The 20,453-nt window shown below is 62.7% G+C and carries 19 protein-coding genes; 7 read left to right on the top strand and 12 right to left on the bottom strand.

The window, feature by feature from the left end:
- The first annotated feature begins 12 nt into the window (after window positions 1–12).
- Window positions 13–462, top strand: coding sequence for a Rid family hydrolase (locus J5M73_RS12480; RefSeq protein ID WP_102863988.1), 450 nt, complete (start codon window positions 13–15; stop codon window positions 460–462).
- A 63-nt stretch (window positions 463–525) separates the two neighbouring features.
- Here J5M73_RS12480 and J5M73_RS12475 read toward each other — a convergent pair whose 3' ends face one another.
- The 8 genes from J5M73_RS12475 to gcl form a co-directional block, all read right to left on the bottom strand.
- Complete coding sequence (locus J5M73_RS12475) at window positions 526–1,527, bottom strand: sulfate ABC transporter substrate-binding protein (protein ID WP_058433729.1); 1,002 nt, start codon at window positions 1,525–1,527, stop codon at window positions 526–528.
- Between the two features lie 90 nt (window positions 1,528–1,617).
- A complete protein-coding gene (locus tag J5M73_RS12470; protein WP_102863987.1) occupies window positions 1,618–2,442 on the bottom strand; it encodes an ion transporter in 825 nt (274 codons plus the stop codon).
- Between the two features lie 21 nt (window positions 2,443–2,463).
- Window positions 2,464–3,384, bottom strand: a complete 921-nt coding sequence (locus J5M73_RS12465) for an urea transporter (protein WP_207815731.1) — start codon at window positions 3,382–3,384, stop codon at window positions 2,464–2,466.
- A 100-nt stretch (window positions 3,385–3,484) separates the two neighbouring features.
- Window positions 3,485–4,900, bottom strand: a complete 1,416-nt coding sequence (gene pyk, locus J5M73_RS12460) for a pyruvate kinase (protein ID WP_102863985.1) — start codon at window positions 4,898–4,900, stop codon at window positions 3,485–3,487.
- Window positions 4,890–6,170 (bottom strand): glycerate kinase, encoded by a 1,281-nt coding sequence (locus J5M73_RS12455; RefSeq protein ID WP_102863984.1) that lies wholly within the window; start codon window positions 6,168–6,170, stop codon window positions 4,890–4,892. Before J5M73_RS12455 ends, pyk begins: the two co-directional genes overlap by 11 nt.
- Window positions 6,171–6,323: 153 nt before the next feature.
- Complete coding sequence (locus J5M73_RS12450) at window positions 6,324–7,217, bottom strand: 2-hydroxy-3-oxopropionate reductase (RefSeq protein ID WP_102863983.1); 894 nt, start codon at window positions 7,215–7,217, stop codon at window positions 6,324–6,326.
- 124 nt (window positions 7,218–7,341) lie between these two features.
- Window positions 7,342–8,124 carry a hydroxypyruvate isomerase gene (gene hyi, locus J5M73_RS12445; protein ID WP_102863982.1) on the bottom strand — a complete coding sequence of 261 codons (783 nt, stop codon included), beginning with the start codon at window positions 8,122–8,124 and terminating at the stop codon, window positions 7,342–7,344.
- Between the two features lie 146 nt (window positions 8,125–8,270).
- On the bottom strand, window positions 8,271–10,046 hold the full coding sequence (gene gcl / locus J5M73_RS12440) for a glyoxylate carboligase (RefSeq protein ID WP_102863981.1): 1,776 nt from the start codon (window positions 10,044–10,046) through the stop codon (window positions 8,271–8,273).
- A gap of 268 nt (window positions 10,047–10,314) precedes the next feature.
- Here gcl and J5M73_RS12435 point away from each other — a divergent pair, with 268 nt between their 5' ends.
- Window positions 10,315–10,755, top strand: coding sequence for a heme-binding protein (locus J5M73_RS12435; protein ID WP_102863980.1), 441 nt, complete (start codon window positions 10,315–10,317; stop codon window positions 10,753–10,755).
- Between the two features lie 150 nt (window positions 10,756–10,905).
- Here the strand turns inward: J5M73_RS12435 and J5M73_RS12430 are convergent, their stop codons facing one another.
- A complete protein-coding gene (locus J5M73_RS12430; RefSeq protein ID WP_102863979.1) occupies window positions 10,906–11,514 on the bottom strand; it encodes a TetR/AcrR family transcriptional regulator in 609 nt (202 codons plus the stop codon).
- 168 nt (window positions 11,515–11,682) lie between these two features.
- On the opposite strand from J5M73_RS12430, the gene J5M73_RS12425 reads away from it, so the two are divergent.
- Window positions 11,683–12,606 (top strand): DUF808 domain-containing protein, encoded by a 924-nt coding sequence (locus tag J5M73_RS12425; RefSeq protein ID WP_102863978.1) that lies wholly within the window; start codon window positions 11,683–11,685, stop codon window positions 12,604–12,606.
- 51 nt (window positions 12,607–12,657) lie between these two features.
- On the opposite strand, the gene J5M73_RS12420 is transcribed toward J5M73_RS12425, so the two are convergent.
- Both J5M73_RS12420 and J5M73_RS12415 read right to left on the bottom strand, forming a co-directional pair.
- Window positions 12,658–13,446 carry a VacJ family lipoprotein gene (locus J5M73_RS12420; protein ID WP_102863977.1) on the bottom strand — a complete coding sequence of 263 codons (789 nt, stop codon included), beginning with the start codon at window positions 13,444–13,446 and terminating at the stop codon, window positions 12,658–12,660.
- A complete protein-coding gene (locus J5M73_RS12415) occupies window positions 13,439–14,737 on the bottom strand; it encodes a serine/threonine protein kinase (protein WP_102863976.1) in 1,299 nt (432 codons plus the stop codon). The genes J5M73_RS12420 and J5M73_RS12415 overlap by 8 nt, the downstream gene beginning before the upstream one ends.
- A 234-nt stretch (window positions 14,738–14,971) precedes the next feature.
- Here J5M73_RS12415 and J5M73_RS12410 point away from each other — a divergent pair, with 234 nt between their 5' ends.
- Window positions 14,972–15,337, top strand: coding sequence for a hypothetical protein (locus tag J5M73_RS12410; protein WP_102863975.1), 366 nt, complete (start codon window positions 14,972–14,974; stop codon window positions 15,335–15,337).
- A 32-nt stretch (window positions 15,338–15,369) separates the two neighbouring features.
- Here the strand turns inward: J5M73_RS12410 and J5M73_RS12405 are convergent, their stop codons facing one another.
- Window positions 15,370–16,923 carry a beta (1-6) glucans synthase gene (locus J5M73_RS12405; RefSeq protein WP_102864109.1) on the bottom strand — a complete coding sequence of 518 codons (1,554 nt, stop codon included), beginning with the start codon at window positions 16,921–16,923 and terminating at the stop codon, window positions 15,370–15,372.
- 330 nt (window positions 16,924–17,253) lie between these two features.
- On the opposite strand from J5M73_RS12405, the gene J5M73_RS12400 reads away from it, so the two are divergent.
- The 3 genes from J5M73_RS12400 (at window position 17,254) to J5M73_RS12390 (ending at window position 20,262) form a co-directional block, all read left to right on the top strand.
- Complete coding sequence (locus tag J5M73_RS12400; protein WP_102863974.1) at window positions 17,254–18,105, top strand: glycine betaine ABC transporter substrate-binding protein; 852 nt, start codon at window positions 17,254–17,256, stop codon at window positions 18,103–18,105.
- Window positions 18,106–18,295: 190 nt separating this feature from the next.
- Window positions 18,296–18,607 carry a DUF485 domain-containing protein gene (locus J5M73_RS12395; protein ID WP_102863973.1) on the top strand — a complete coding sequence of 104 codons (312 nt, stop codon included), beginning with the start codon at window positions 18,296–18,298 and terminating at the stop codon, window positions 18,605–18,607.
- A complete protein-coding gene (locus J5M73_RS12390; protein ID WP_102863972.1) occupies window positions 18,604–20,262 on the top strand; it encodes a cation acetate symporter in 1,659 nt (552 codons plus the stop codon). Before J5M73_RS12395 ends, J5M73_RS12390 begins: the two co-directional genes overlap by 4 nt.
- The last annotated feature ends 191 nt before the right edge of the window (window positions 20,263–20,453 follow it).

Genomic DNA, 20,453 nt, shown 5'->3' with positions numbered 1-20,453 from the left:
TGGGAGTCCCTTATGGAAAAGTCAACGTTCAACCCAGCCAGTGTGTTCAATTCCCTGCAATACGGTTTCAGCCAGGCGGTGGAGGTGCGCGGCGGTCGACGCCTGCTGCTGTCCGGTCAGGTCGGGGTGGATGAGCAGGAGCGCACCGTAGGACCGGGCCTGCGGCAGCAGACCGAGCAGGCCTTCGACAATATCGAGAAGGTTCTGGCCGAGGCGGGAGGTCAACTGGCGGATGTGGTGATGTTGCGGATCTACATCGCCGAAGCGGCGCGGGATCAGCAGGAGCACATCAGCGCGGTATTGCTCGAGCGTTTTGCCAGCCAGCCACCGGCGTCCTCATGGATCATCGTCAGCGGGCTGTCGTTGCCGGAGTGGTTGATCGAAGTCGAGGCGGAGGCGGTGCTGGATGAGCGTTATCAGGCGGCCGAAGCCGCGCAGTTCAGTTCTGCGCGGGCTCTGTGACTCCCTGATCGGCGGCATAAAAAAGCGACCTTCACGGTCGCTTTTTTTATCGGGCTACCAGCGTCACTTGGCGTTGGTATAGATCTGGTCGAAGACCCCGCCGTCGTTGAAGTGGGTCTTCTGCACGCTGCGCCAGTCGCCGAAGGTCTTCTCCACCGAGAGGAAGTCGACTTTCGGGAAACGGTCGGTGTACTTGGCCAGGACTTTCGGGTCCCGTGGGCGCAGGTAGTTGTTGGCGGCGATTTCCTGGCCTTCCGGCGACCACAGGTACTTCAGGTATTCCTCGGCCGCAGCGCGGGTGCCTTTCTTCTCCACCACCTTGTCCACCACCGACACCGGCGGCTCGGCTTCAGCGGAGACGCTTGGGTAGATCACTTCGAACTGATCGCGACCGAATTCGCGGGCGATCATTTCCGCTTCGTTCTCGAAGGTCACCAGCACGTCGCCGATCTGGTTGGTCATGAAGGTGGTGGTGGCGGCGCGGCCACCGGTGTCCAGTACCGGGGCCTGCTTGAACAGCTTGCCGACGAAGTCCTTGGCCTTGTTCTCGTCGCCGCCGTTCTTCAGCACGTAGCCCCAGGCCGAGAGGTAGGTGTAGCGGCCGTTACCCGAGGTCTTGGGGTTGGGCACTATCACTTGCACGCCATCCTTGAGCAGGTCTGGCCAGTCTTTCAGGGCCTTGGGGTTGCCTTTGCGCACGATGAACACGGTGGCCGAAGTGAAGGGCGCACTGTTGTTCGGCAGACGCGTTACCCAGTTGTCCGGCACCAGTTTGCCGTTGTCCGCCAGGGCGTTGATGTCGGTGGCCATGTTCATGGTGATGACATCCGCCGGCAGGCCGTCGATCACCGAGCGCGCCTGCTTGCTGGAGCCGCCGAAGGACATCTGCAGGGTGATGTTTTCGTTGTGCTCGGCTTTCCAGTGTTTCTGGAAGGCAGTGTTGTAGTCCTTGTAGAAGTCGCGCATCACGTCGTAGGACACGTTGAGCAGGGTCGGTGCGGCCTGGGCGACGCTGCCCAGGGCCAGGCCGGCGGCCAGAAGCGAGGCGCTGAAGAGTTTTTTCACTGCGCATTCCTTTTGTTCGAGAGTGAAGGCAATTTGCCGCCGACTATAGCCGGGGCGCTATATCTCTTTAAAGATTAAAAAGTACTTTGCTTATTCCATTTTCTTGAACAGCGCGTTGCCACAGCGCGAGCAGAAGGCCGCGGCCGGTTCGTGACTGTTCTTGCGGCACACCGGGCAGTCGTGCTTGAGCTGTTCGCCGCGCATGGCGCTGGCCAGCTCCGCAGTGAAGATCCCGGTAGGCACGGCAATGATCGAGTAACCGGTGATCATCACCATGGACGAAATCATCTGGCCGATCACGGTCTTGGGCACGATATCGCCATAGCCCACGGTGGTCAGGGTGACGATGGCCCAGTAGATGCCCTTGGGGATACTGGTAAAGCCATGTTCCGGGCCTTCCACCACGTACATCAGGGTGCCGAACACCGTGACCAGGGTGCAGACGCTGAGCAGGAACACCAGGATCTTCTGCTTGCTGCCGCGCAGGGCATCGAGCAGGTAATGGGCCTGTTTCAGGTAGGGCGACAGCTTGAGCACGCGGAAGATCCGCAGCATGCGGATGATACGAATGATCAACAGGTACTGGGCGTCGCTGTAGTACAGGGCGAGGATGCCGGGGACGATCGCCAGCAGGTCCACCAGGCCATAGAAGCTGAAGGCATAGCGCAGGGGTTTGGGGGAGCAATACAGGCGCAGCCCGTACTCGATGAGGAAGATCAGGGTGAAGCCCCATTCGATGTACGCCAGGACGTCGGCGTAGTTGCTGTGCACCTCGTCGATGCTGTCGAGGATCACGATCACCAGGCTGGCGAGGATGATCAGCAGCAGGGTCGTATCGAAGCGTCTTCCGGCCACCGTATCGGTCTGGAAGATCATCACGTAGAGGCGCTGGCGCCAGTTGTCGCGGTTAACCATGGGAGTCGCCTGAATCAAAGATCAGCGAAGCCTAGGGGGAGTTGCCGGGGGAGCGCAAGGTGCGTGGTCCCCAGGCGCTGGCCCCAGGACCCGGGTGGCGACATGCATCAGCCAGCAGGCCAGGACGAAGGGGGCGGTGAGGGGCGCTAGCCCCAGGGCGACGATGCCCGGGGTGATCAGCAGCGCCAGGCTCATCCCTGCCAGTGGCCGCCACGGACGTCGGGCCCCTTGGCCCAGGGCCAGGGCCACCAGTGCGCAGTTGTAGCCGCCCAGACCCAGTAGGGCACGGCCGGGCTCATGCAGCAGCAGTGTCAAGGCCAGGCCGCTGGCGGAACCGATCAGGGCCCAGGTCGCTGCGCGGCGGTTGGCCAGCAGCAGGCCGAGGAGAATCAGCAGCCCGGCCAGTGGCTGACTGAGGAACATGATCTGGCCCAGGCCCTGGAACAGTCCGCTCAGCAGGCTCCACAGGGACAGGCCGGGCACCGCCTGGGGCATGGATTGCATGGGTTCCATCAGGCTCAGCAACAGCCAGCCCAGGCCCACGAAGGGCGCGGTGTAGGCCGGCAGGCTGGCGGGGCTGCGGGCCCGTTTCAGCCATTGCTGGGTGACGATCGCGCTGAGGCCGGCGGCGGCGATGATCAGCGGCGGCAGCAGCACCGACCAGGGCAGGTACAGGCTCAGCAGCAGGCCCAGGAGCACGCCGTTATAGCTGAAGAGTCCGGCTTGCCGGTCGGCCTTGGCATAGCCCCGTTGCTGGGCGGTGAGCAGGCCGGCCAGGGCACCCAGCAGGGCGCCCCCGAGCAGGGCCGGGGCGCTGATCAGGATCGCCAGCAGGCACAGCAGGCCGCACAGCGGGTGGCGCTGGAGGAAAATCTGACTGAAACCGTTGAGCAAGGCAGTGGCCCAGTCGGGGCAGAAGGCATTGAAAGACTGTGCAGGCATGACGAGAGTCGGCGAATGCGGTGGTTGTCGTACCGCAGCGTTCGACCCCAGCGGCATCCTCTTTGGGAGGCTCGCTGCAGGTCGCGGGCGCTGCTGCGGGTCAGAGAAGGGTTTCGACGCGCAGGGAGTTGGTGGTTCCCGGCTGGCCGAACGGCACGCCGGTGGTGATCACCACGGTATCCCCGCGTTTGGCCAGGCCCTGGGCCTGGGCGATTTCCAGGGCCGTGGCACAGACCTCGTCCACCTGGCGCAAGCGGTCATTGACCACCGAGTGCACACCCCAGGCCAGGCTCAAGCGGCGCGCTGTCTGCAGGTTCGGCGTCAGGTTGAGGATAGGTACCGAAGGACGTTCCCGGGCGGCACGCAGGGTGGAACTGCCGGACTCGCTGTAGTTCACCAGCACCGCCACGGGCAGGATGCTGCACACCCGGCGGATCGCGCAGCTGATGGCGTCGGATACCGTGGCTTCGGCCTGGGGGCGGCTGACGTCCAGTTGAGTCTGGTAGTCGGGGCCGGCTTCCACCTGGCGAATGATCTTGCTCATCATCTGCACCGCTTCCAGCGGGTATTCCCCGGAGGCGGTTTCCGCCGAGAGCATCACCGCATCGCTGCCTTCGGCCACGGCATTGGCGACGTCGGTCACCTCGGCTCGGGTGGGCGCCGGGGAGAAACGCATGGACTCCAGCATCTGGGTGGCGACCACCACGGGTTTGCCCAGCTGACGGCAGGTGCTGATGATGTTCTTCTGGATCTGCGGCACGCTTTCCGCCGGGACTTCCACCCCCAGGTCACCTCTGGCCACCATGATCGCGTCGCTCAGTTCGGCGATTTCCCGCAGTTGGGCCACGGCGGAAGGCTTTTCGATCTTGGCCATCAGGTAGGCCTTGTCGCCAATCAGGGTGCGGGCTTCACGGATGTCTTCCGGACGTTGCACGAAGGACAGCGCCACCCAATCCACGCCCAATTCCAGGCCGAAGCTCAGGTCGCGGCGGTCCTTGGCGGTCAGCGGGCTGAGGTCGAGCACGGCCTGGGGCACGTTGACGCCCTTGCGGTCCGACAGTTCGCCGCCATTGAGCACGGTGGTCTCAATGGCGTCCGCGTGCTTGGCGATGACCCGCAGGCGCAGCTTGCCGTCGTCCAGCAGCAGGTCCATTCCGGGCTCCAGGGCCGCGATGATTTCCGGGTGTGGCAGGTTGACCCGCTGGGCGGTCCCCGGCGTCGGGTCCAGGTCCAGGCGCAGGGCCTGGCCGCGTACCAACTGCACCTTGCCCTCGGCGAAGGTGCCGACCCGCAGTTTCGGTCCTTGCAGGTCCATGAGGATGCCCAGGGGGTAGTTCAGCTCGCGTTCGATCTGGCGAATCCACTCATATCGCTGGGCATGGTCGGCATGGCTGCCGTGGCTGAAGTTGAGTCGGAAGATGTTTACGCCGGCCTGCACCAGTTCGCGGATGTCCTCGATGCTGTCGGTGGCCGGCCCCAGGGTGGCGAGGATTTTGACTTTCTTGTCAGGCGTCATGTTTGGGGTTCTCGAGGATCAGGATGGCGCGGAAGTCGTTGACGTTGGTACGGGTCGGCTCGGTGACGATCAAGTCGTCCAGGGCTGCGAAGTAGCCATAGCCATTGTTGTTGTCCAGCTCGTCGCTGGCGCTCAGGCCCAGGGCCGCAGCCCGAGCGTAGCTGTCCGGGGTCATGATCGCCCCGGCATTGTCTTCGGAGCCGTCGATGCCGTCGGTATCGCCGGCCAGGGCGTAGATCCCGGGATGCCCCTTGAGGCTGTCGGTGAGGCTCAGGAGGAACTCGGCGTTGCGGCCGCCGCGACCTTTGCCGCGCACGGTAACCGTGGTTTCACCACCGGAAAGGATCACGCAGGGCGCCGCCAGGGGCTGGCCGTGCAAGGCCACTTGGCGGGCGATGCCGGCGTGAACCTTGGCCACCTCCCGGGATTCGCCTTCCAGGTCGCCGAGGATCAGCGGGCTGTAGCCGGCCTGGCGGGCTTTGACCGCGGCGGCTTCCAGGGATTGCTGGGGGCGGGCGATCAACTGGAAGTGGCTGCGTTCCAGGCACGGGTCGCCGGGCTTGACGGTTTCCGAGTCGGGGTTCTGCAACCAGTTGCGTACTGCTGCGGGTACTTCAATGGCATAGCGCTTGAGAATCGCCAGGGCTTCGGCCGAGGTACTCGGATCGGCCACTGTGGGGCCGGAAGCGATGACCGTGGCCAGATCGCCAGGGACGTCGGAAATGGCATAGGTGTAGACCGTGGCCGGCCAGCAGGCCTTGGCCAGGCGTCCGCCCTTGATCGCCGAGAGGTGCTTGCGCACGCAGTTCATCTCGCCGATGGTGGCGCCGGATTTCAGCAGGGCCTTGTTGATGGCCTGCTTGTCGGCCAGGGTGATGCCCGTGGCGGGCAGGGCCAGCAGCGCCGAACCGCCGCCGGACAGCAGGAAAATCACCCGATCCTGTTCTGACAGGTTGCTGACCAGCTCCAGTACCCGCTTGGCCACGGCCAGGCCGGCCGCGTCGGGTACCGGGTGAGCGGCCTCGACCACTTCGATCTTGGTGCACGGGGCGCCGTGGCCGTAGCGGGTAACCACCAGCCCGGAGACGTCGCCCTGCCAGCTGCGTTCCACGACTTGGGCCATGGCCGCCGCTGCCTTGCCGGCACCGATGACGATGACGCGGCCGCTGCGGTCGCTGGGGAGATGGGCTTCGAGAACCTGTTGCGGATGGGCGGCGTCGATGGCTGTGGCGAACAGCTCTCGGAGGAATTGTTGCGGATCGACCGACATGGCGGGCTCCCGGATTTCTTGTTATGGGGGGCTTGAAACGGGTGTAGCCGCCACCTCAGGCGGCGACAAGGTCAGCAGGGCCTGTCCCTGGCCCGCCGTGAGGCGTTTCCTGCGAACCTTGGCGCCGCCTGTGGCAGCGGCTACGGATGCTGCTTAGTGCTTATCGCGGATCGAGAAGTTGGCCATGTGTTCCAGGCCCTTGATCAGGGCCGAGTGGTCCCAGTTGCCGCCACCAATAGCGGTGCAGGTGCTGAACACTTGCTGGGTATTGGCGGTGTTGGGCAGGTTGATCCCCAGCTCGCGAGCGCCACTGAGGGCCAGGTTCAGGTCCTTCTGGTGCAGGTTGATGCGGAAGCCTGGATCGAAGGTGCCCTTGATCATGCGTTCACCGTGCACTTCGAGGATCTTCGAGGAGGCAAAACCGCCCATCAGCGCTTCACGCACCTTGGCCGGATCGGCACCGTTCTTCGAGGCGAACAGCAGGGCTTCGGCCACGGCCTGGATGTTCAGGGCGACGATGATCTGGTTGGCCACCTTGGCGGTCTGACCGTCACCGTTGCCCCCCACCAGGGTGATGTTCTTGCCCATGCTCTGGAACAGCGGCAAGGCGCGCTCAAAGGCCTGGCTGTCACCGCCGACCATGATGCTCAGGGTCGCGGCCTTGGCCCCGACTTCACCGCCGGATACCGGTGCGTCCAGGTACTGCGCGCCTTTCTCGTTGATCTTGGCGGCGAAGGCCTTGGTCGCGGTGGGGGAGATGGAGCTCATGTCGATGACGATCTTGCCCTTGCCGATCCCGGCGGCAACGCCGTCGGCACGCAGCAGCACGTCTTCGACCTGAGGGGTATCGGGCACCATGATGATGACGAATTCGGCTTCCTGGGCCACTTCTTTGGGCGAGGCCAGGGCCACCGCGCCGGCGGCGATCAGGTCGGCCGGGGCCTTGCCGTGGTGTTCCGAGAGCAGCAGGGAGTGGCCGGCTTTCTGCAGGTTTGCCGCCATGGGATGACCCATGATGCCGGTGCCGATAAATCCGATTTTAGCCATGATAAAAATCCTCTATTCAAACGGACCTTGCAGGAGCTGGCTGGCCAGCGCAGGTGGCCGCAAGGGCCGCTGCAAGGCTTGCGGGCCTGTTCGCCGGCAAGCCGGCTCCTACGCAGGTCCAGGTTCAGATTGCGTTGTGGGTTTTCAGCCAGCCGAGGCCCGCTTCGGTGGTGGTCAGCGGTTTGTACTCGCAGCCGACCCAGCCCTGGTAGCCGATGCTGTCCAGGTGCTCGAAGAGGAAGCGATAGTTGATCTCGCCGGTGCCGGGTTCGTTGCGTCCAGGGTTGTCTGCCAGCTGGATGTGGTTGATCTGGCTGAGGTGGTTGGCCATGGTCCGCGCCAGGTCACCTTCCATGATTTGCATGTGATAGATGTCGTACTGCAGGAACAGGTTGGCACTGCCCACTTGTTCGCGGATCGACAGCGCCTGGGCGGTGTTGTTGAGGTAGAAGCCGGGAATGTCGCGGGTGTTGATGGCTTCCATCACCAGCTTGATGCCGACCGCCTGCAGTTTGTCGGCGGCGTACTTGAGGTTGGCGACGAAGGTCTTTTCCAGCAGCGCGGCGTCAGCCCCCTGGGGACGGATGCCGGCCAGGCAGTTGACCTGGGTGTTGCCCAGGACCTGCGCGTAGGCGATGGCCAAGTCGACGCCGGCACGGAATTCCTCGACCCGGTCGGGCAGGCAGGCGATCCCGCGCTCACCCTTGCCCCAGTCGCCGGCGGGCAGGTTGAACAGCACCTGGGTCAGGCCGTGGGCATCGAGTTGTGCCTTGATCTCGGCGGAGCTGAATTCGTAGGGAAACAGGTATTCGACGCCGCTGAAACCGGCATCGGCGGCGGCCTTGAAGCGAGCGAGGAAGTCCTGTTCGGTGAACAGCATGGACAGGTTGGCGGCAAAACGCGGCATGGTGGTCTCCTGTGAATCGGTGAAGCCTGTAGAGCAGGCCAAGGCTGCAGTCGAGTTGCCCCGGCAGTGCCTCTTGAAGAGGGTGCGGGGCAGACCCGGCCAGGTTCTGCGAACCTGATGGCAGCCTGGGGGCGCGGCTACAGGGTTTAGTCGAGCAGGGAAATGGCGGTAGGGGCGTCGTTGCCCACCAGCGCCAGGTCTTCGAACTCGTTGACCGCGTTGATTTCGGTGCCCATGGAAATGTTGGTCACGCGCTCCAGGATGATCTCCACGACCACCGGTACCTTGAAGGTCTGGAGCATTTCCTGGGCCTGGCGCAGGGCCGGCTGGATGTCCTTGGGTTCGAACACCCGCAGGGCCTTGCAGCCCAGGCCTTCGGCGACCGCGACGTGGTCCACGCCGTAGCCGTTGAGCTCCGGCGCGTTGAGATTGTCGAAGGACAGCTGCACGCAGTAGTCCATCTCGAAGCCGCGCTGGGCCTGGCGGATCAGCCCCAGGTAGGAGTTGTTCACCACCACGTGGATGTACGGCAGGTTGAACTGTGCTCCTACTGCCAGCTCTTCGATCATGAACTGGAAGTCGTAGTCGCCGGACAGGGCCACCACCTGGCGGTTCGGATCGGCCTTGACCACGCCGAGGGCGGCGGGGATGGTCCAGCCCAATGGGCCGGCCTGACCGCAGTTGATCCAGTGGCGTGGCTTGTAGACGTGGAGGAATTGCGCACCGGCAATCTGCGACAGGCCGATGGTGCTGACGTAGCAGGTGTCCTTGCCGAAGACCTGGTTCATCTCTTCATACACGCGCTGCGGCTTGACCGGCACGTTGTCGAAGTGGGTCTTGCGATGCAGGCTGGCCTTGCGCTGCTGGCAGTCATGCAGCCAGGCGCTGCGATCTTTCAACTTGCCGGCGGTCTGCCATTCGCGAGCCACTTCCAGCAGCACGGTCAGGGCGCTGCCAGCGTCGGAGACGATGCCCAGGTCCGGAGTGAATACCCGGCCGATCTGGGTTGGCTCGATGTCCACGTGGATGAACTTGCGGCCTTCGGTGTAGACGTCCACCGAGCCGGTGTGGCGGTTGGCCCAGCGGTTGCCGATGCCCAGCACCGTGTCGGATTTGAGCAGGGTGGCGTTGCCGTAGCGATGGGAGGTCTGCAGGCCGACCATGCCCACCATCTGTGGGTGATCGTCAGGGATGGTGCCCCAGCCCATCAGGGTCGGGATCACTGGAATGCCGGTCAGTTCGGCGAACTCCACCAGCAGATCGCTGGCATCGGCGTTGATCACACCGCCACCGGCTACCAGCAACGGGCGTTCGGCCTGGTCCAGCAGGGCCAGAACCTTTTCCGCTTGCAGCCGGGTGGCCGCCGGTTTGGCCAGGGGCAGTGGCTGGTAGGCGTCGATGTCGAATTCGATCTCCGCCATCTGCACGTCGAACGGCAGGTCGATCAACACCGGACCAGGACGGCCGGAGCGCATTTCATAGAAGGCTTTCTGGAAGGCGTAGGGCACCTGGCCCGGTTCCAGCACGGTGGTGGCCCACTTGGTCACCGGCTTGACGATGCTGGTGATGTCCACGGCCTGGAAGTCTTCCTTGTGCAGGCGGGCCCGGGGCGCCTGGCCGGTGATGCAGAGAATCGGGATCGAGTCGGCCGAGGCACTGTACAGGCCGGTGACCATGTCGGTGCCGGCCGGGCCGGAAGTGCCGATGCACACGCCGATGTTGCCGGCCTTGGTGCGGGTGTAGCCCTCGGCCATGTGCGAGGCGCCTTCGACGTGGCGAGCGAGGACGTGATCGATGCCTCCGACCTTCTGCAGCGCGGAATACAGCGGGTTGATGGCGGCACCCGGGATGCCAAAAGCGGTATCGACCCCTTCACGGCGCATCACCAGAACGGCGGCTTCGATTGCTCTCATTTTGCTCATGGTTTTGTGCCTCTTGCGTTTTGTAATTGTATACAAGTGGTTTTGCGCAAAGTGTATTCACGGCGGATGGCGCAGGTCAATCCATTTTCTTGAACGGTAGCGGCTTTCGATGGGGCCCTATAAACCGGCGTCCTTTTGTCGCATGAGCTACCTTTCTCGAATTATTGTATACAAAAAATAAATTCATTGTGTTCTATTTGCTGTATCGGACTTCTCCTGCAAGAAGCTTCCACCAGGCTTTCTCAATAACAAGATAAGGACGGCACCCATGAGCGCTTTAACCTTGAAAGTCGCAGTCAACCTGGCCAATCAGGCCATCAATGCGGGGCGCAAGATCAACGCGGCCCCGCTGACCATCGCGGTGCTGGATGCCGGCGGGCACCTGGTGACCCTGCAACGGGAGGATGGCGCCAGCCTGTTGCGTCCGCAGATCGCCATCGGCAAGGCCTGGGGCGCGGTAGCCCTGGGCAAGGGCTCGCGCCTGCTGGCGCTGGATGCGCAGCAGCGCCCGGCGTTCATCGGTGCGTTGAATGGCCTGGGACAGGGCAGCGTGGTGCCCGCGCCGGGCGGGGTGTTGATTCGGGATCAGGCGGGGGCGGTGCTGGGAGCGATCGGCATCAGTGGCGATACCTCGGACATCGATGAGCAATGCGCGATCAGCGCGATCGAGGCTCAGGGCCTGGCGGCTGACGCCGGCGTCAGCGCTTAGCCCTTAACCTCGCGGGCCCGGCCCTGGCCCGTAGCCGCTGCCGAGCCCGCGAGGCTGCGAAAAGGTCCGCAGGACCTTGCTGGTGTCTTGATATTCCTGTGCGCAGTTTGCAGCAACAACACAAATGCACGGGAAGGGGCCGAAACGCGATCAGCGATCCAGTTCACAGCCTTTGAGCACCAGGCGGATGATGGTCTGCGCCGCGGCTTCGTAGTCGTCTTCGTCAAGTTTGCTCTTGCCGGTGACCACCGAGATCTGCCAGTCGAAGTCGGCGTAGGTCTGGGTCGCGGCCCAGATGCTGAACATCAGGTGGTTGGGGTCGAGCGGGGCGATCAGGCCGCGATCGATCCAGGTCTGGATGCATTCGATGTTGTGCTTGGCCTGGGCGTTGAGCTGTTCCACCTGGTCCGGGCTCAGGTGCGGCGCGCCGTGCATGATTTCGCTGGCGAACACCTTGGAGGCAAAAGGCAGGTCGCGGGAGATGCGGATCTTCGAGCGGATGTAGCCGCTGAGCACTTCACTGGGTACGCCGTCGGCATTGAACGGAGTGGAAGCCTGGAGGATCGGTTCGATGATGCTTTCCAGCACCTCGCGGTAGAGGTTTTCCTTGGACTTGAAGTAGTAGTAGACGTTGGGCTTGGGCAACCCGGCCTTGGCGGCGATGTCGCTGGTCTTGGTCGCTGCAAAGCCCTTGTCGGCAAACTCTTCACTGGCGGCCCGCAGGATCAGTTCTTTATTGCGCTCGCGGATGGTGCTCATAAACCGGGGGATTCCTTGCCTGTTCGGGCGGTTGCGCATGGTAGCACCGGGGTCGCGAGGGGCTCAAGAATGCCCGTTGGCCGCGGTTTTCCTGCTTCTGACATCTCGCTTGTCCGGCCTTTGACGCGCTATGCTGCGCGCCTTATTTCACGCAGGGAAGCCTGGCCCATGGCAGGAAGCAGTTTGCTGGTTTTGATCGACGACATCGCCGCAGTTCTCGATGACGTAGCCTTGATGACCAAGATGGCGGCGAAGAAGACCGCCGGAGTATTGGGCGACGATCTGGCGCTCAATGCCCAGCAGGTTTCCGGGGTTCGCGCGGAGCGGGAAATTCCCGTGGTCTGGGCCGTGGCCAAGGGCTCGTTTCGCAACAAATTGATCCTGGTGCCGGCGGCGCTGGCCATCAGTGCCCTGGCGCCCTGGCTGGTGACGCCGTTGCTGATGATCGGCGGGGCCTACCTGTGTTTCGAAGGCTTCGAGAAGCTGGCGCACAAGTACCTGCCCCACGGCGACGATGCGGCCGAACATGAGCGGACCTTGCAGGCGCTGGCAGACCCTCAGGTGGATCTGGTGGCCTTTGAGAAGGACAAGATCAAGGGCGCGATTCGTACCGACTTCATCCTTTCCGCGGAAATCATCGCTATTACTCTGGGCACGGTGGCAGGCGCCTCTCTGAGCCAGCAGGTGGTGGTGCTCTCGGGGATTGCGATTGTCATGACCGTTGGCGTCTACGGTCTGGTGGGGGGCATCGTCAAGCTCGATGACCTGGGGTTGTGGCTGGCGCAGAAACCGGGCGCTCTGGCCAAACGCATCGGTGGTGCCATCCTGCGAGCGGCGCCGTGGATGATGAAGAGTCTGTCGGTGATCGGCACGGCGGCGATGTTCATGGTGGGCGGCGGCATCCTCACCCACGGCGTACCTGCCGTGCACCATCTGATCGAGGGCCTGGCCGAGCGGAGTGCCGCCGTCATGGGCCCGGTGTCGGTGATCATGCCGACCCTGCTCAATGCCGTGGCTGGGATCATTGCCGGTGGGCTGGTACTGCTGGCCGTGACGCTACTGGGCAAAGGCTGGCGCGCCTTGCGCGGCTGAGATCCGAGTCAGCCGGTTGCCGCTCTTGCGGTCGGCAACCGGTACAGCAGGTTACTCGGCGATCTGCAGTTTGCGTGATTCGGTGTACACGTAGCGCACCTTCTCGTATTCAAACGGCGAGTTCAGCTGGCCATAGCGAAAGCTGGTCTGGTAGCGCTTGTCGACACCACGCAGCGCCCAGATCTCGGGGTGATTGCTGCTGACTTCCGAGACGTTGAGGAAGTTGATCGCCGATTCGGCGGTGTAGTCCACCGCCAGCCCCGCGGTGTCCCGCAGGTTCGACGGACCGAGGATCGGCAGCACCAGATAGGCCCCCGCGGGCACGCCATAGAAGCCCAGGGTCTGGCCGAAGTCTTCGGTTTGGCGCGGCAGGCCCATCTTGGTCGCCGGGTCCCACAGGCCGGCAACACCGATGGTGGTGTTGAGCAGCAGGCGCGCGGTGGTTTCCATTGAGCGCTGGCCCTTGAACTGCAACAGGCTGTTCATCAGGTTCGGGACGTCGCCGAGGTTATTGAAGAAGTTGCTGACCCCGCTGCGCAGGAAACTCGGGGTCACATAGCGATAACCGTCCACCACCGGCAGGAACACCCACTGATCGAAGCGGTAGTTGAAGTGGTAGACCCGGCGGTTCCATGACTCCAGCGGGTCATAGATATTCAGTGCATTTAGGGTCGAACGCTCGAACTCGCGCTGGTCCAGCCCCGGGTTGAACTTGAGTTTCTTCAACGGCTCGGTGAAGCCGTCGGGGTCCTGAACCGTGGGGGTGTGGGCCTTGCTGTTGTCGGCTTGGGCATAGCCTGCGCAGAGCAACGCAGCGATAAGCAGGAGATGTTTAGCCACGGAAGAACTCCAGCATGGCGTCGCTGTTGACGCGGTAGTTGAGGTTGCCGCAATGCCCGCCATGGGGGTAGACGGTCAGGCGGTCGCCAAAGGTTTTGCGCAGGAAGCCCAGGTCGCCGGGGCCGAGGATCACGTCATCGGCGTTATGCATCACGGCAATCTTCGGGCTGGCCTTGAGGTAGTCCTGCAGGGCGTAGAGGCTGACCTGGTCGATCAGTTGCAGCAGGCTGCCGCCGTCGGTGCGGGCGCGCCACATCGGGATCACCTGTTCGGTCAGGTAACAGTCGAAGTCGCACTGCAGGGCGCGCTTGAGAAACGGGGTAAGACTGGTGCCTTCGCGGATCGGGTACTTGGGCGGGGTGATCAGGCCGCGGCGGTTGATCAGGTCCGAGGTGAAGGCGATGTCTGCTGCCGAGAAGCGGAAGGAGGTACCGATCAGCATGGCCATCTGTTCGTTGGTCAGGTGTTGCTTGGACTGCTGGAAGTCGTAGAGCAGGGCGTCGTTGAGGTCGATGTAGCCCTTCTGCTGGAAGTAGCGGGTCAGCTTGCCCAGCACCAGTTCATAGAAGGTGGTGCTGTTGTTGATGCCCTTGACCTCGGTCTGTACCAGTTTGTCGAGGTTGGTGATCGAGGTGTAGAGGTTGACCGGCGGGTTGAGCAGCAGCACCTTCTTGAAGTTGAAGCTGCGTCGGGTCTCATCCAGTTTGCTGATGAACGCCGCGTCCAGGGCGCCGAGGCTGTAGCCAGTGAGGTAGAACTCGGTGATCGGCAGCTTGGGGTGCTGGGCCCTTACGGCCTGCATGACCCGGTACATGTCTTCGGCGTCTTCCTGGCTCACCCCGGGGGTGGCGAAGCGCGAGGCGGCAGTAATGAAGTCGAAGCTGGTGGGCGAGGATAGCTGCACCACATGGTAGCCGGCCTTGTAGTAGAGCTTCTTCAGGTACTCGTTGAGGCTGCTGTCGTAGCGCGCGCCGGTGCCGGCGATCAGGAAGATCAGTGGCGCGGCGTGGTCCTGGGTGGCGATGCGGTAGGTGAGCTTCTTCACCGCCCAGAAATTGTCCGGGAGGATGAACTCGCGCTCCGGCCGCAGGTTCAGGCTGTAGTCGGACTGACGGATGTCATCGTTGGCGGGCAGTTCCGGGCGCAACTCCGGGGGGGTGGTGGCGATGGTGGCTTCAAAGGGGTTGGTCAACGGGTAGCCATAGCTGGCCGGGTCGACATCCACCGCCAGTGCGGACGCACTCAGGATAAGGCCGCCGAACAGGGCAGCGAGGCGCAAGGAACGAAGCATGACTGTATCCCTAGAAGGAAGGTACCGAATGAGGTTCGCAGGCTATGACCACCGCGCTGCTGCCGAAGTGCCATGGGTGGGCACAAATAACCCCGGCCACAGGCCTGTTGGGGGCTGATAGTAGTCGGACGATACACTTTGCCGCTATTTGCTGAACAGTTATCTGTGCGTCGTGCTTGCCAAGCGTCCGTGGGCGATTATGCTGGGCGCCGTTTTGATTGTTCGGAGTGTTTCATGTCCCGCCGCCTTCCCGTGATTGTGCTGCTCGTTGTCCTGCCGCTGTGGCTGGCCGCCAGTTATGGCCTGCGCTATGGCTTTATGGAGGATGCTCGGTGGGTGGGCGTCTGTGTCGATGAGGCCGGTCGCTGGGAGTGTTCGCTACGTTCCAGCCTGGGCTGGATGATCCACTTCAAGGTGCTGGGCTGGAGTGCCTTGGGCGCAGCGCTGCTGGGGTTTGTCGTGCCCGGTCGGGCGGGCTGGTGGCTGGCGGTGCTGGCCTTGCTGGCGGGCATTCCGGCCCTGGCCTTGTATAACACTACGCTGGCGGTGTTTGCGGTGGTGATTGCGGCCTTGCGCCTGGTGCGCGCCGCCAAGCCCTAGCCGCAGGCGAAACCTGCGGCTAGGGCTGTAGTTCAGGCGATGCGGGCCCGCAGGCTGCGCCACAGCGCGGCCACCATCAGCAGGCTGACCAGAGCCCAGCCCCAGGCCTGCTGGTTGGCCAGGCCTTCCTGATACAGCTGCGGAGCGATGCCGGCACCCAGGATAAAGGTCAGCAAGGCGATTTCGCGGCGTGGCACGCGCACCGGGCGGCACAGGTAGACCAGCGCCGGCAGCAGCAGGGCCGCGCTCGGGAAGCTGCGGTAGCGCGGGTCGAACACCAGCTCCAGCATCATCACCGCGGCGGCGAATCCTGCCGTTGCCAGCAACCAGCCTGCACGCTTTTCCAGGGCATTGAAGGCCCGCAGACGCCAGCCTTCGCGAGGGCTCAAGGCCAGGGTGGCATGGGCCAGAATCAGCAGGTTCAGGCCCAGTAGCAGTCCGGCCCAGCACCATTCGCCAGTGAAGCGGCTGGTGACCCGCGCCAGTTCGCCCCAGGTACCGATGGTGCACGCCGCCAATGCGCCCAGCAGCGGCAAGAGCAGCGCAGCGCGTCGGCTGCGAACCCGGCCACCCAGGATCAGGGTGCCGAGGAATATCACTGCGCCCGCCCCCAGCCATTGTGGCCAGTAAGGCAGGTTGGACACCGGGCCTGCGAGGATGCCCTTGTCCTGGCGATCGGCATCGAACAACCCCCAGTAACCGCCGACTGCGCCTTCGCTGGCGCGTTTCCAGGGCTGATCGAAGGCTTCGATCAGGTTGTAGTGCCAGCCGTTGTGTTCCGCCAGGGCAACGAAGCCACGAATGAACTTGGCCTCGTTGACTCGGCTCGGCAGCGCCGTTTCCCGCTGGCGGCCTTCGCTGGGCCAGCCGGTTTCACCGATCATCACGTCCTTTGGGGCAAAGCGGTTGCCGAATACCTGGCGTACCTCGGCCACGTGGTTCAGGGCCGCGTCGATGTTCGAGGGGTCGTCTTCCCAGTACGGCAACAGGTGAATGGTGAGGAAGTCCACCGCTGGCGCGATCTCCGGGTGCTTGAGCCAGAATTCCCAGACATCGGCATAGGTGACCGGCTGCTTGACCCCGGCCTTGACCTTGAGGATCAGCCGCGACAGTTGCGGCCCGGTGACTTCCTTGCGCAGCAGCGCCTCGTTGCCGACGATCACCGCGCTGACGACATCCGGGTTGGCATTGGCCGAGGCGATCAGCAGGTCGACTTCTTTCTCGGTGTCTACCGGGTTGCTATTGACCCACGCGCCGATCATCAGCTTCAGGCCGTGCTTGCGCGCCAGCTCGGGCAGGGCTTCGAGGCCGGTCATGGAATAGGTGCGGATGCATTCGAAGCGGGTGGCCAGCAATGCCAGGTCGGCGTCCATGCGTTCGGGGCGCAGTTTGAACGGCTGGTCGAAGGGCGATTGGTCCTTGTCGAACGGCGTATAGGAGGCGCATTGCAGTTTGTGGCTGGCGCTGGCGACGTCCGGCAGCGACACCGGCCGGCCAAGGCCGTACCAGTAACTACCAAGGGCCAGCAGGCCGAGCAGGCAGGCGAACAGATAAGCGAGGGTGGGGAAGCGGGCTGTGGCGGACATGGTCAGGCCGTAGTGGAACAAAGCGGGGCATCTTACCCGCATTTGTCCATAGCTTGGTGGCCTGCATGATTTTGACATGCAAAGTTTGGGCGGGCCCTCAGTCGGGGAGGTCGCAGCACCTGGTTACTGGCTATCTGATGTCGTTGCTGGTTGCCTTGAGGTCGCAGGCAGAGCAGGTCGCGGGCGGTGGCGGGTTGATGATCGAAGCATCAGTACTCCGCTGATGATCGAACGCGTTCGCGGTGAGGCGTGATGGGGGCGCTGAGCACCATAACCATACGTTGACGTGCCCGGCAGTCGCCTGGCACTGCACTTTTCGGGGAAGTAACGATGAAGATGCGACGACTCTTAGGCGCAGGTGCCGCACTGGTACTTGCCATCAGCTCCACTCTGGCCAGTGCCGACAGCAAAACCCTGAGCATCGGCTACGTCGACGGCTGGTCCGACAGCGTGGCGACTACCTATGTGGCGGCGGAGGTGATCAAGCAGAAGCTCGGTTACGACGTCAAACTGCAAGCGGTGGCGACCGGGATCATGTGGCAGGGCGTGGCCACCGGCAAGCTCGATGCCATGCTCTCGGCCTGGTTGCCGGTGACTCACGGCGAATACTGGACCAAGAACAAGGACAAGGTTGTCGACTACGGTCCCAACTTCAAGGACGCCAAGATCGGTCTGATCGTGCCGGAGTACGTCAAGGCCAAGACCATTGAGGACCTCAAGACCGATACCAGCTTCAAGAACAAGATTGTCGGCATCGACGCCGGTTCAGGGGTGATGCTCAAGACCGACCAGGCGATCAAGGACTACGGCCTGGACTACAAGCTGCAGGCCAGTTCCGGTGCGGCGATGATCGCCGAACTGACCCGGGCCGAGGATAAGCAGGAATCCATCGCCGTGACCGGCTGGGTACCGCACTGGATGTTCGCCAAGTGGAAACTGCGCTTCCTCGAAGATCCGAAAGGGGTGTATGGCGCCGCTGAAACCGTCAACAGCATCGGCAGCAAGGGCCTGGAGAAGAAGGCGCCAGAGGTGGCAGCGTTCCTGAAGAAGTTCCAGTGGGCGTCGAAGGATGAAATCGGCGAGGTCATGCTGGCCATTCAAGATGGCGCAAAACCGGATGTGGCAGCCAAGGACTGGGTGAGCAAGCACCCGGAGCGGGTTGCCGAGTGGACTGCTAAATAGCCGTCAGGCGTCTAGAACGAGGGTTGTGAGGCCGGCCGCTGAAATCAGCGGCCGGCCTTGTGTTTTTTTGGGGGGGAAGTTGGCGAGGTGGCTAATGTCGTTCTAATACTAAGGTCGTCTGGAACCTGCCTCACAGCCGCATAGAGTGGATTAGGTTCTACCTAAAATCTGTGCTGCGAGGATAAAAACAATGAACGACAGCATTTACCTCTCGATTCAAAACAGCCCGCGTTTCAAGGAGCTGGTCAGTAAGCGAGAGCGGTTCGCCTGGATTCTCTCGGCGATCATGCTTGGGCTTTACTCGGGCTTCATTCTGTTGATCGCTTACGGTCCGCAGATCCTGGGCGCCAAACTCAGTCCAACTTCATCCATCACCTGGGGCATTCCCATTGGTGTCGGCTTGATTGTCTCGGCCTTCATCCTGACCGGTATCTATGTGCGACGCGCCAACGGCGAGTTCGATGACCTGAACAATGCGATCCTGAAGGAGGCTCAGCAATGATCCGACGTCTATTCGCAGCACTCGGTCTTGCCGCTTTCGCTCCTGCCCTGTGGGCCGCTGACGCTTTGACTGGCGAAGTCCACAAGCAACCCCTCAACGTCTCGGCGATCGTGATGTTCGTGGTCTTCGTCGGGGCCACCCTGTGCATCACTTACTGGGCCTCCAAGCGTAACAAGTCGGCTGCCGACTATTACGCCGCGGGTGGCAAGATCACCGGCTTCCAGAACGGCCTGGCGATTGCCGGTGACTACATGTCGGCGGCGTCCTTCCTGGGGATTTCCGCGCTGGTGTTCACTTCCGGCTATGACGGCCTGATCTACTCCATTGGCTTCCTGGTGGGCTGGCCGATCATTCTGTTCCTGATCGCCGAGCGCCTGCGCAACCTGGGCAAGTACACCTTTGCCGACGTGGCGTCCTATCGCCTCGGGCAGACTCAGATCCGCACTCTGTCGGCCTGTGGTTCGCTGGTGGTGGTGGCGTTCTACCTGATCGCGCAGATGGTGGGTGCCGGCAAGCTGATCCAGCTGCTGTTCGGCCTCGACTACCATGTGGCGGTGATCCTGGTGGGGATCCTGATGTGCCTGTATGTGCTGTTTGGCGGCATGCTGGCCACCACTTGGGTACAGATCATCAAGGCAGTGCTGCTGCTGTCCGGTGCGTCCTTCATGGCGCTGATGGTGATGAAGCACGTCAACTTCGATTTCAACACCCTGTTCTCCGAGGCGATCAAGGTTCACCCCAAAGGTGAGGCGATCATGAGCCCTGGCGGTCTGGTGAAGGACCCGATCTCGGCATTCTCCCTGGGGCTTGCGCTGATGTTCGGTACTGCCGGCCTGCCGCATATCCTGATGCGCTTCTTCACCGTGAGCGATGCCAAGGAAGCTCGTAAGAGCGTGCTCTACGCCACTGGCTTCATCGGTTACTTCTACATCCTGACCTTCATCATCGGCTTTGGCGCGATCCTGCTGGTGAGCACCAATCCGGCCTTCAAGGATGCCGCAGGCGCCTTGCTGGGTGGCAACAACATGGCGGCGGTGCACCTGGCCAATGCGGTGGGCGGCAGCGTGTTCCTCGGCTTCATCTCGGCGGTGGCTTTCGCCACCATTCTGGCGGTAGTGGCGGGCCTGACCCTGGCAGGTGCTTCGGCGGTGTCCCACGACCTCTATGCCAGTGTGATCAAGAAGGGCAAGGCCAACGAGAAGGATGAGATTCGCGTTTCCAAGATCACTACCGTGGCCTTGGGCGTGCTGGCCATCGGCCTGGGCATTCTCTTCGAGAGTCAGAACATTGCGTTCATGGTGGGCCTGGCGTTCTCCATCGCTGCCAGTTGCAACTTCCCGGTGCTGCTGCTTTCCATGTACTGGAAGAAGCTCACCACGCGTGGCGCCATGATTGGCGGCTGGTTGGGCCTGGTCAGTGCGGTGGCATTGATGGTTCTCGGTCCGACCATCTGGGTGCAGATCCTGCACCACGAGAAGGCAATCTTCCCGTACGAGTACCCGGCGCTGTTCTCGATGATCATTGCCTTTGTCAGTATCTGGTTCTTCTCCATCACTGACAAATCGGCCTCGGCGGCCAATGAGCGGGCCTTGTTCTTCCCGCAGTTCGTGCGTTCGCAGACCGGCCTGGGCGCCAGTGGGGCGGTGTCGCACTAAGCTCGGCCTGTGTATCGGCTTCTATATAGAAGCTGTGTAATAGCAAAATGCCTCGTTCGAAAGATCGGGGCATTTTTTTGTCTGCACGCCCTGTTCAGATACCCTCGGCTGCGGGCGCAGCGATGGTCGAGATACAAGGAGCTGGCGTGCCAGCGAAGGCTTATTCGAGGGGGATGCAGGGCTGCGGAGTT

The sequence above is a fragment of the Pseudomonas sp. 50_B genome (genome assembly GCF_017491625.1).
GTDB lineage: Bacteria > Pseudomonadota > Gammaproteobacteria > Pseudomonadales > Pseudomonadaceae > Aquipseudomonas > Aquipseudomonas danubii.
This window is presented reverse-complemented; position numbering and strand designations above follow the sequence as displayed.

What these genes read in the sequence shown, in the direction of transcription:
- J5M73_RS12450 (WP_102863983.1), bottom strand. Translation starts at nt 7,217, where the DNA reads ATGGCTAAAATCGGATTTATCGGCACCGGCATCATGGGTCATCCCATG.
- J5M73_RS12465 (WP_207815731.1), bottom strand. Translation starts at nt 3,384, where the DNA reads ATGCCTGCACAGTCTTTCAATGCCTTCTGCCCCGACTGGGCCACTGCC.
- J5M73_RS12480 (WP_102863988.1), top strand. Translation starts at nt 13, where the DNA reads ATGGAAAAGTCAACGTTCAACCCAGCCAGTGTGTTCAATTCCCTGCAA.
- hyi (WP_102863982.1), bottom strand. Translation starts at nt 8,124, where the DNA reads ATGCCGCGTTTTGCCGCCAACCTGTCCATGCTGTTCACCGAACAGGAC.
- J5M73_RS12430 (WP_102863979.1), bottom strand. Translation starts at nt 11,514, where the DNA reads ATGAGCACCATCCGCGAGCGCAATAAAGAACTGATCCTGCGGGCCGCC.
- J5M73_RS12425 (WP_102863978.1), top strand. Translation starts at nt 11,683, where the DNA reads ATGGCAGGAAGCAGTTTGCTGGTTTTGATCGACGACATCGCCGCAGTT.
- J5M73_RS12405 (WP_102864109.1), bottom strand. Translation starts at nt 16,923, where the DNA reads ATGTCCGCCACAGCCCGCTTCCCCACCCTCGCTTATCTGTTCGCCTGC.
- J5M73_RS12390 (WP_102863972.1), top strand. Translation starts at nt 18,604, where the DNA reads ATGATCCGACGTCTATTCGCAGCACTCGGTCTTGCCGCTTTCGCTCCT.
- pyk (WP_102863985.1), bottom strand. Translation starts at nt 4,900, where the DNA reads ATGACGCCTGACAAGAAAGTCAAAATCCTCGCCACCCTGGGGCCGGCC.
- J5M73_RS12400 (WP_102863974.1), top strand. Translation starts at nt 17,254, where the DNA reads ATGAAGATGCGACGACTCTTAGGCGCAGGTGCCGCACTGGTACTTGCC.
- J5M73_RS12435 (WP_102863980.1), top strand. Translation starts at nt 10,315, where the DNA reads ATGAGCGCTTTAACCTTGAAAGTCGCAGTCAACCTGGCCAATCAGGCC.
- J5M73_RS12410 (WP_102863975.1), top strand. Translation starts at nt 14,972, where the DNA reads ATGTCCCGCCGCCTTCCCGTGATTGTGCTGCTCGTTGTCCTGCCGCTG.
- J5M73_RS12415 (WP_102863976.1), bottom strand. Translation starts at nt 14,737, where the DNA reads ATGCTTCGTTCCTTGCGCCTCGCTGCCCTGTTCGGCGGCCTTATCCTG.
- gcl (WP_102863981.1), bottom strand. Translation starts at nt 10,046, where the DNA reads ATGAGCAAAATGAGAGCAATCGAAGCCGCCGTTCTGGTGATGCGCCGT.
- J5M73_RS12395 (WP_102863973.1), top strand. Translation starts at nt 18,296, where the DNA reads ATGAACGACAGCATTTACCTCTCGATTCAAAACAGCCCGCGTTTCAAG.
- J5M73_RS12455 (WP_102863984.1), bottom strand. Translation starts at nt 6,170, where the DNA reads ATGTCGGTCGATCCGCAACAATTCCTCCGAGAGCTGTTCGCCACAGCC.
- J5M73_RS12470 (WP_102863987.1), bottom strand. Translation starts at nt 2,442, where the DNA reads ATGGTTAACCGCGACAACTGGCGCCAGCGCCTCTACGTGATGATCTTC.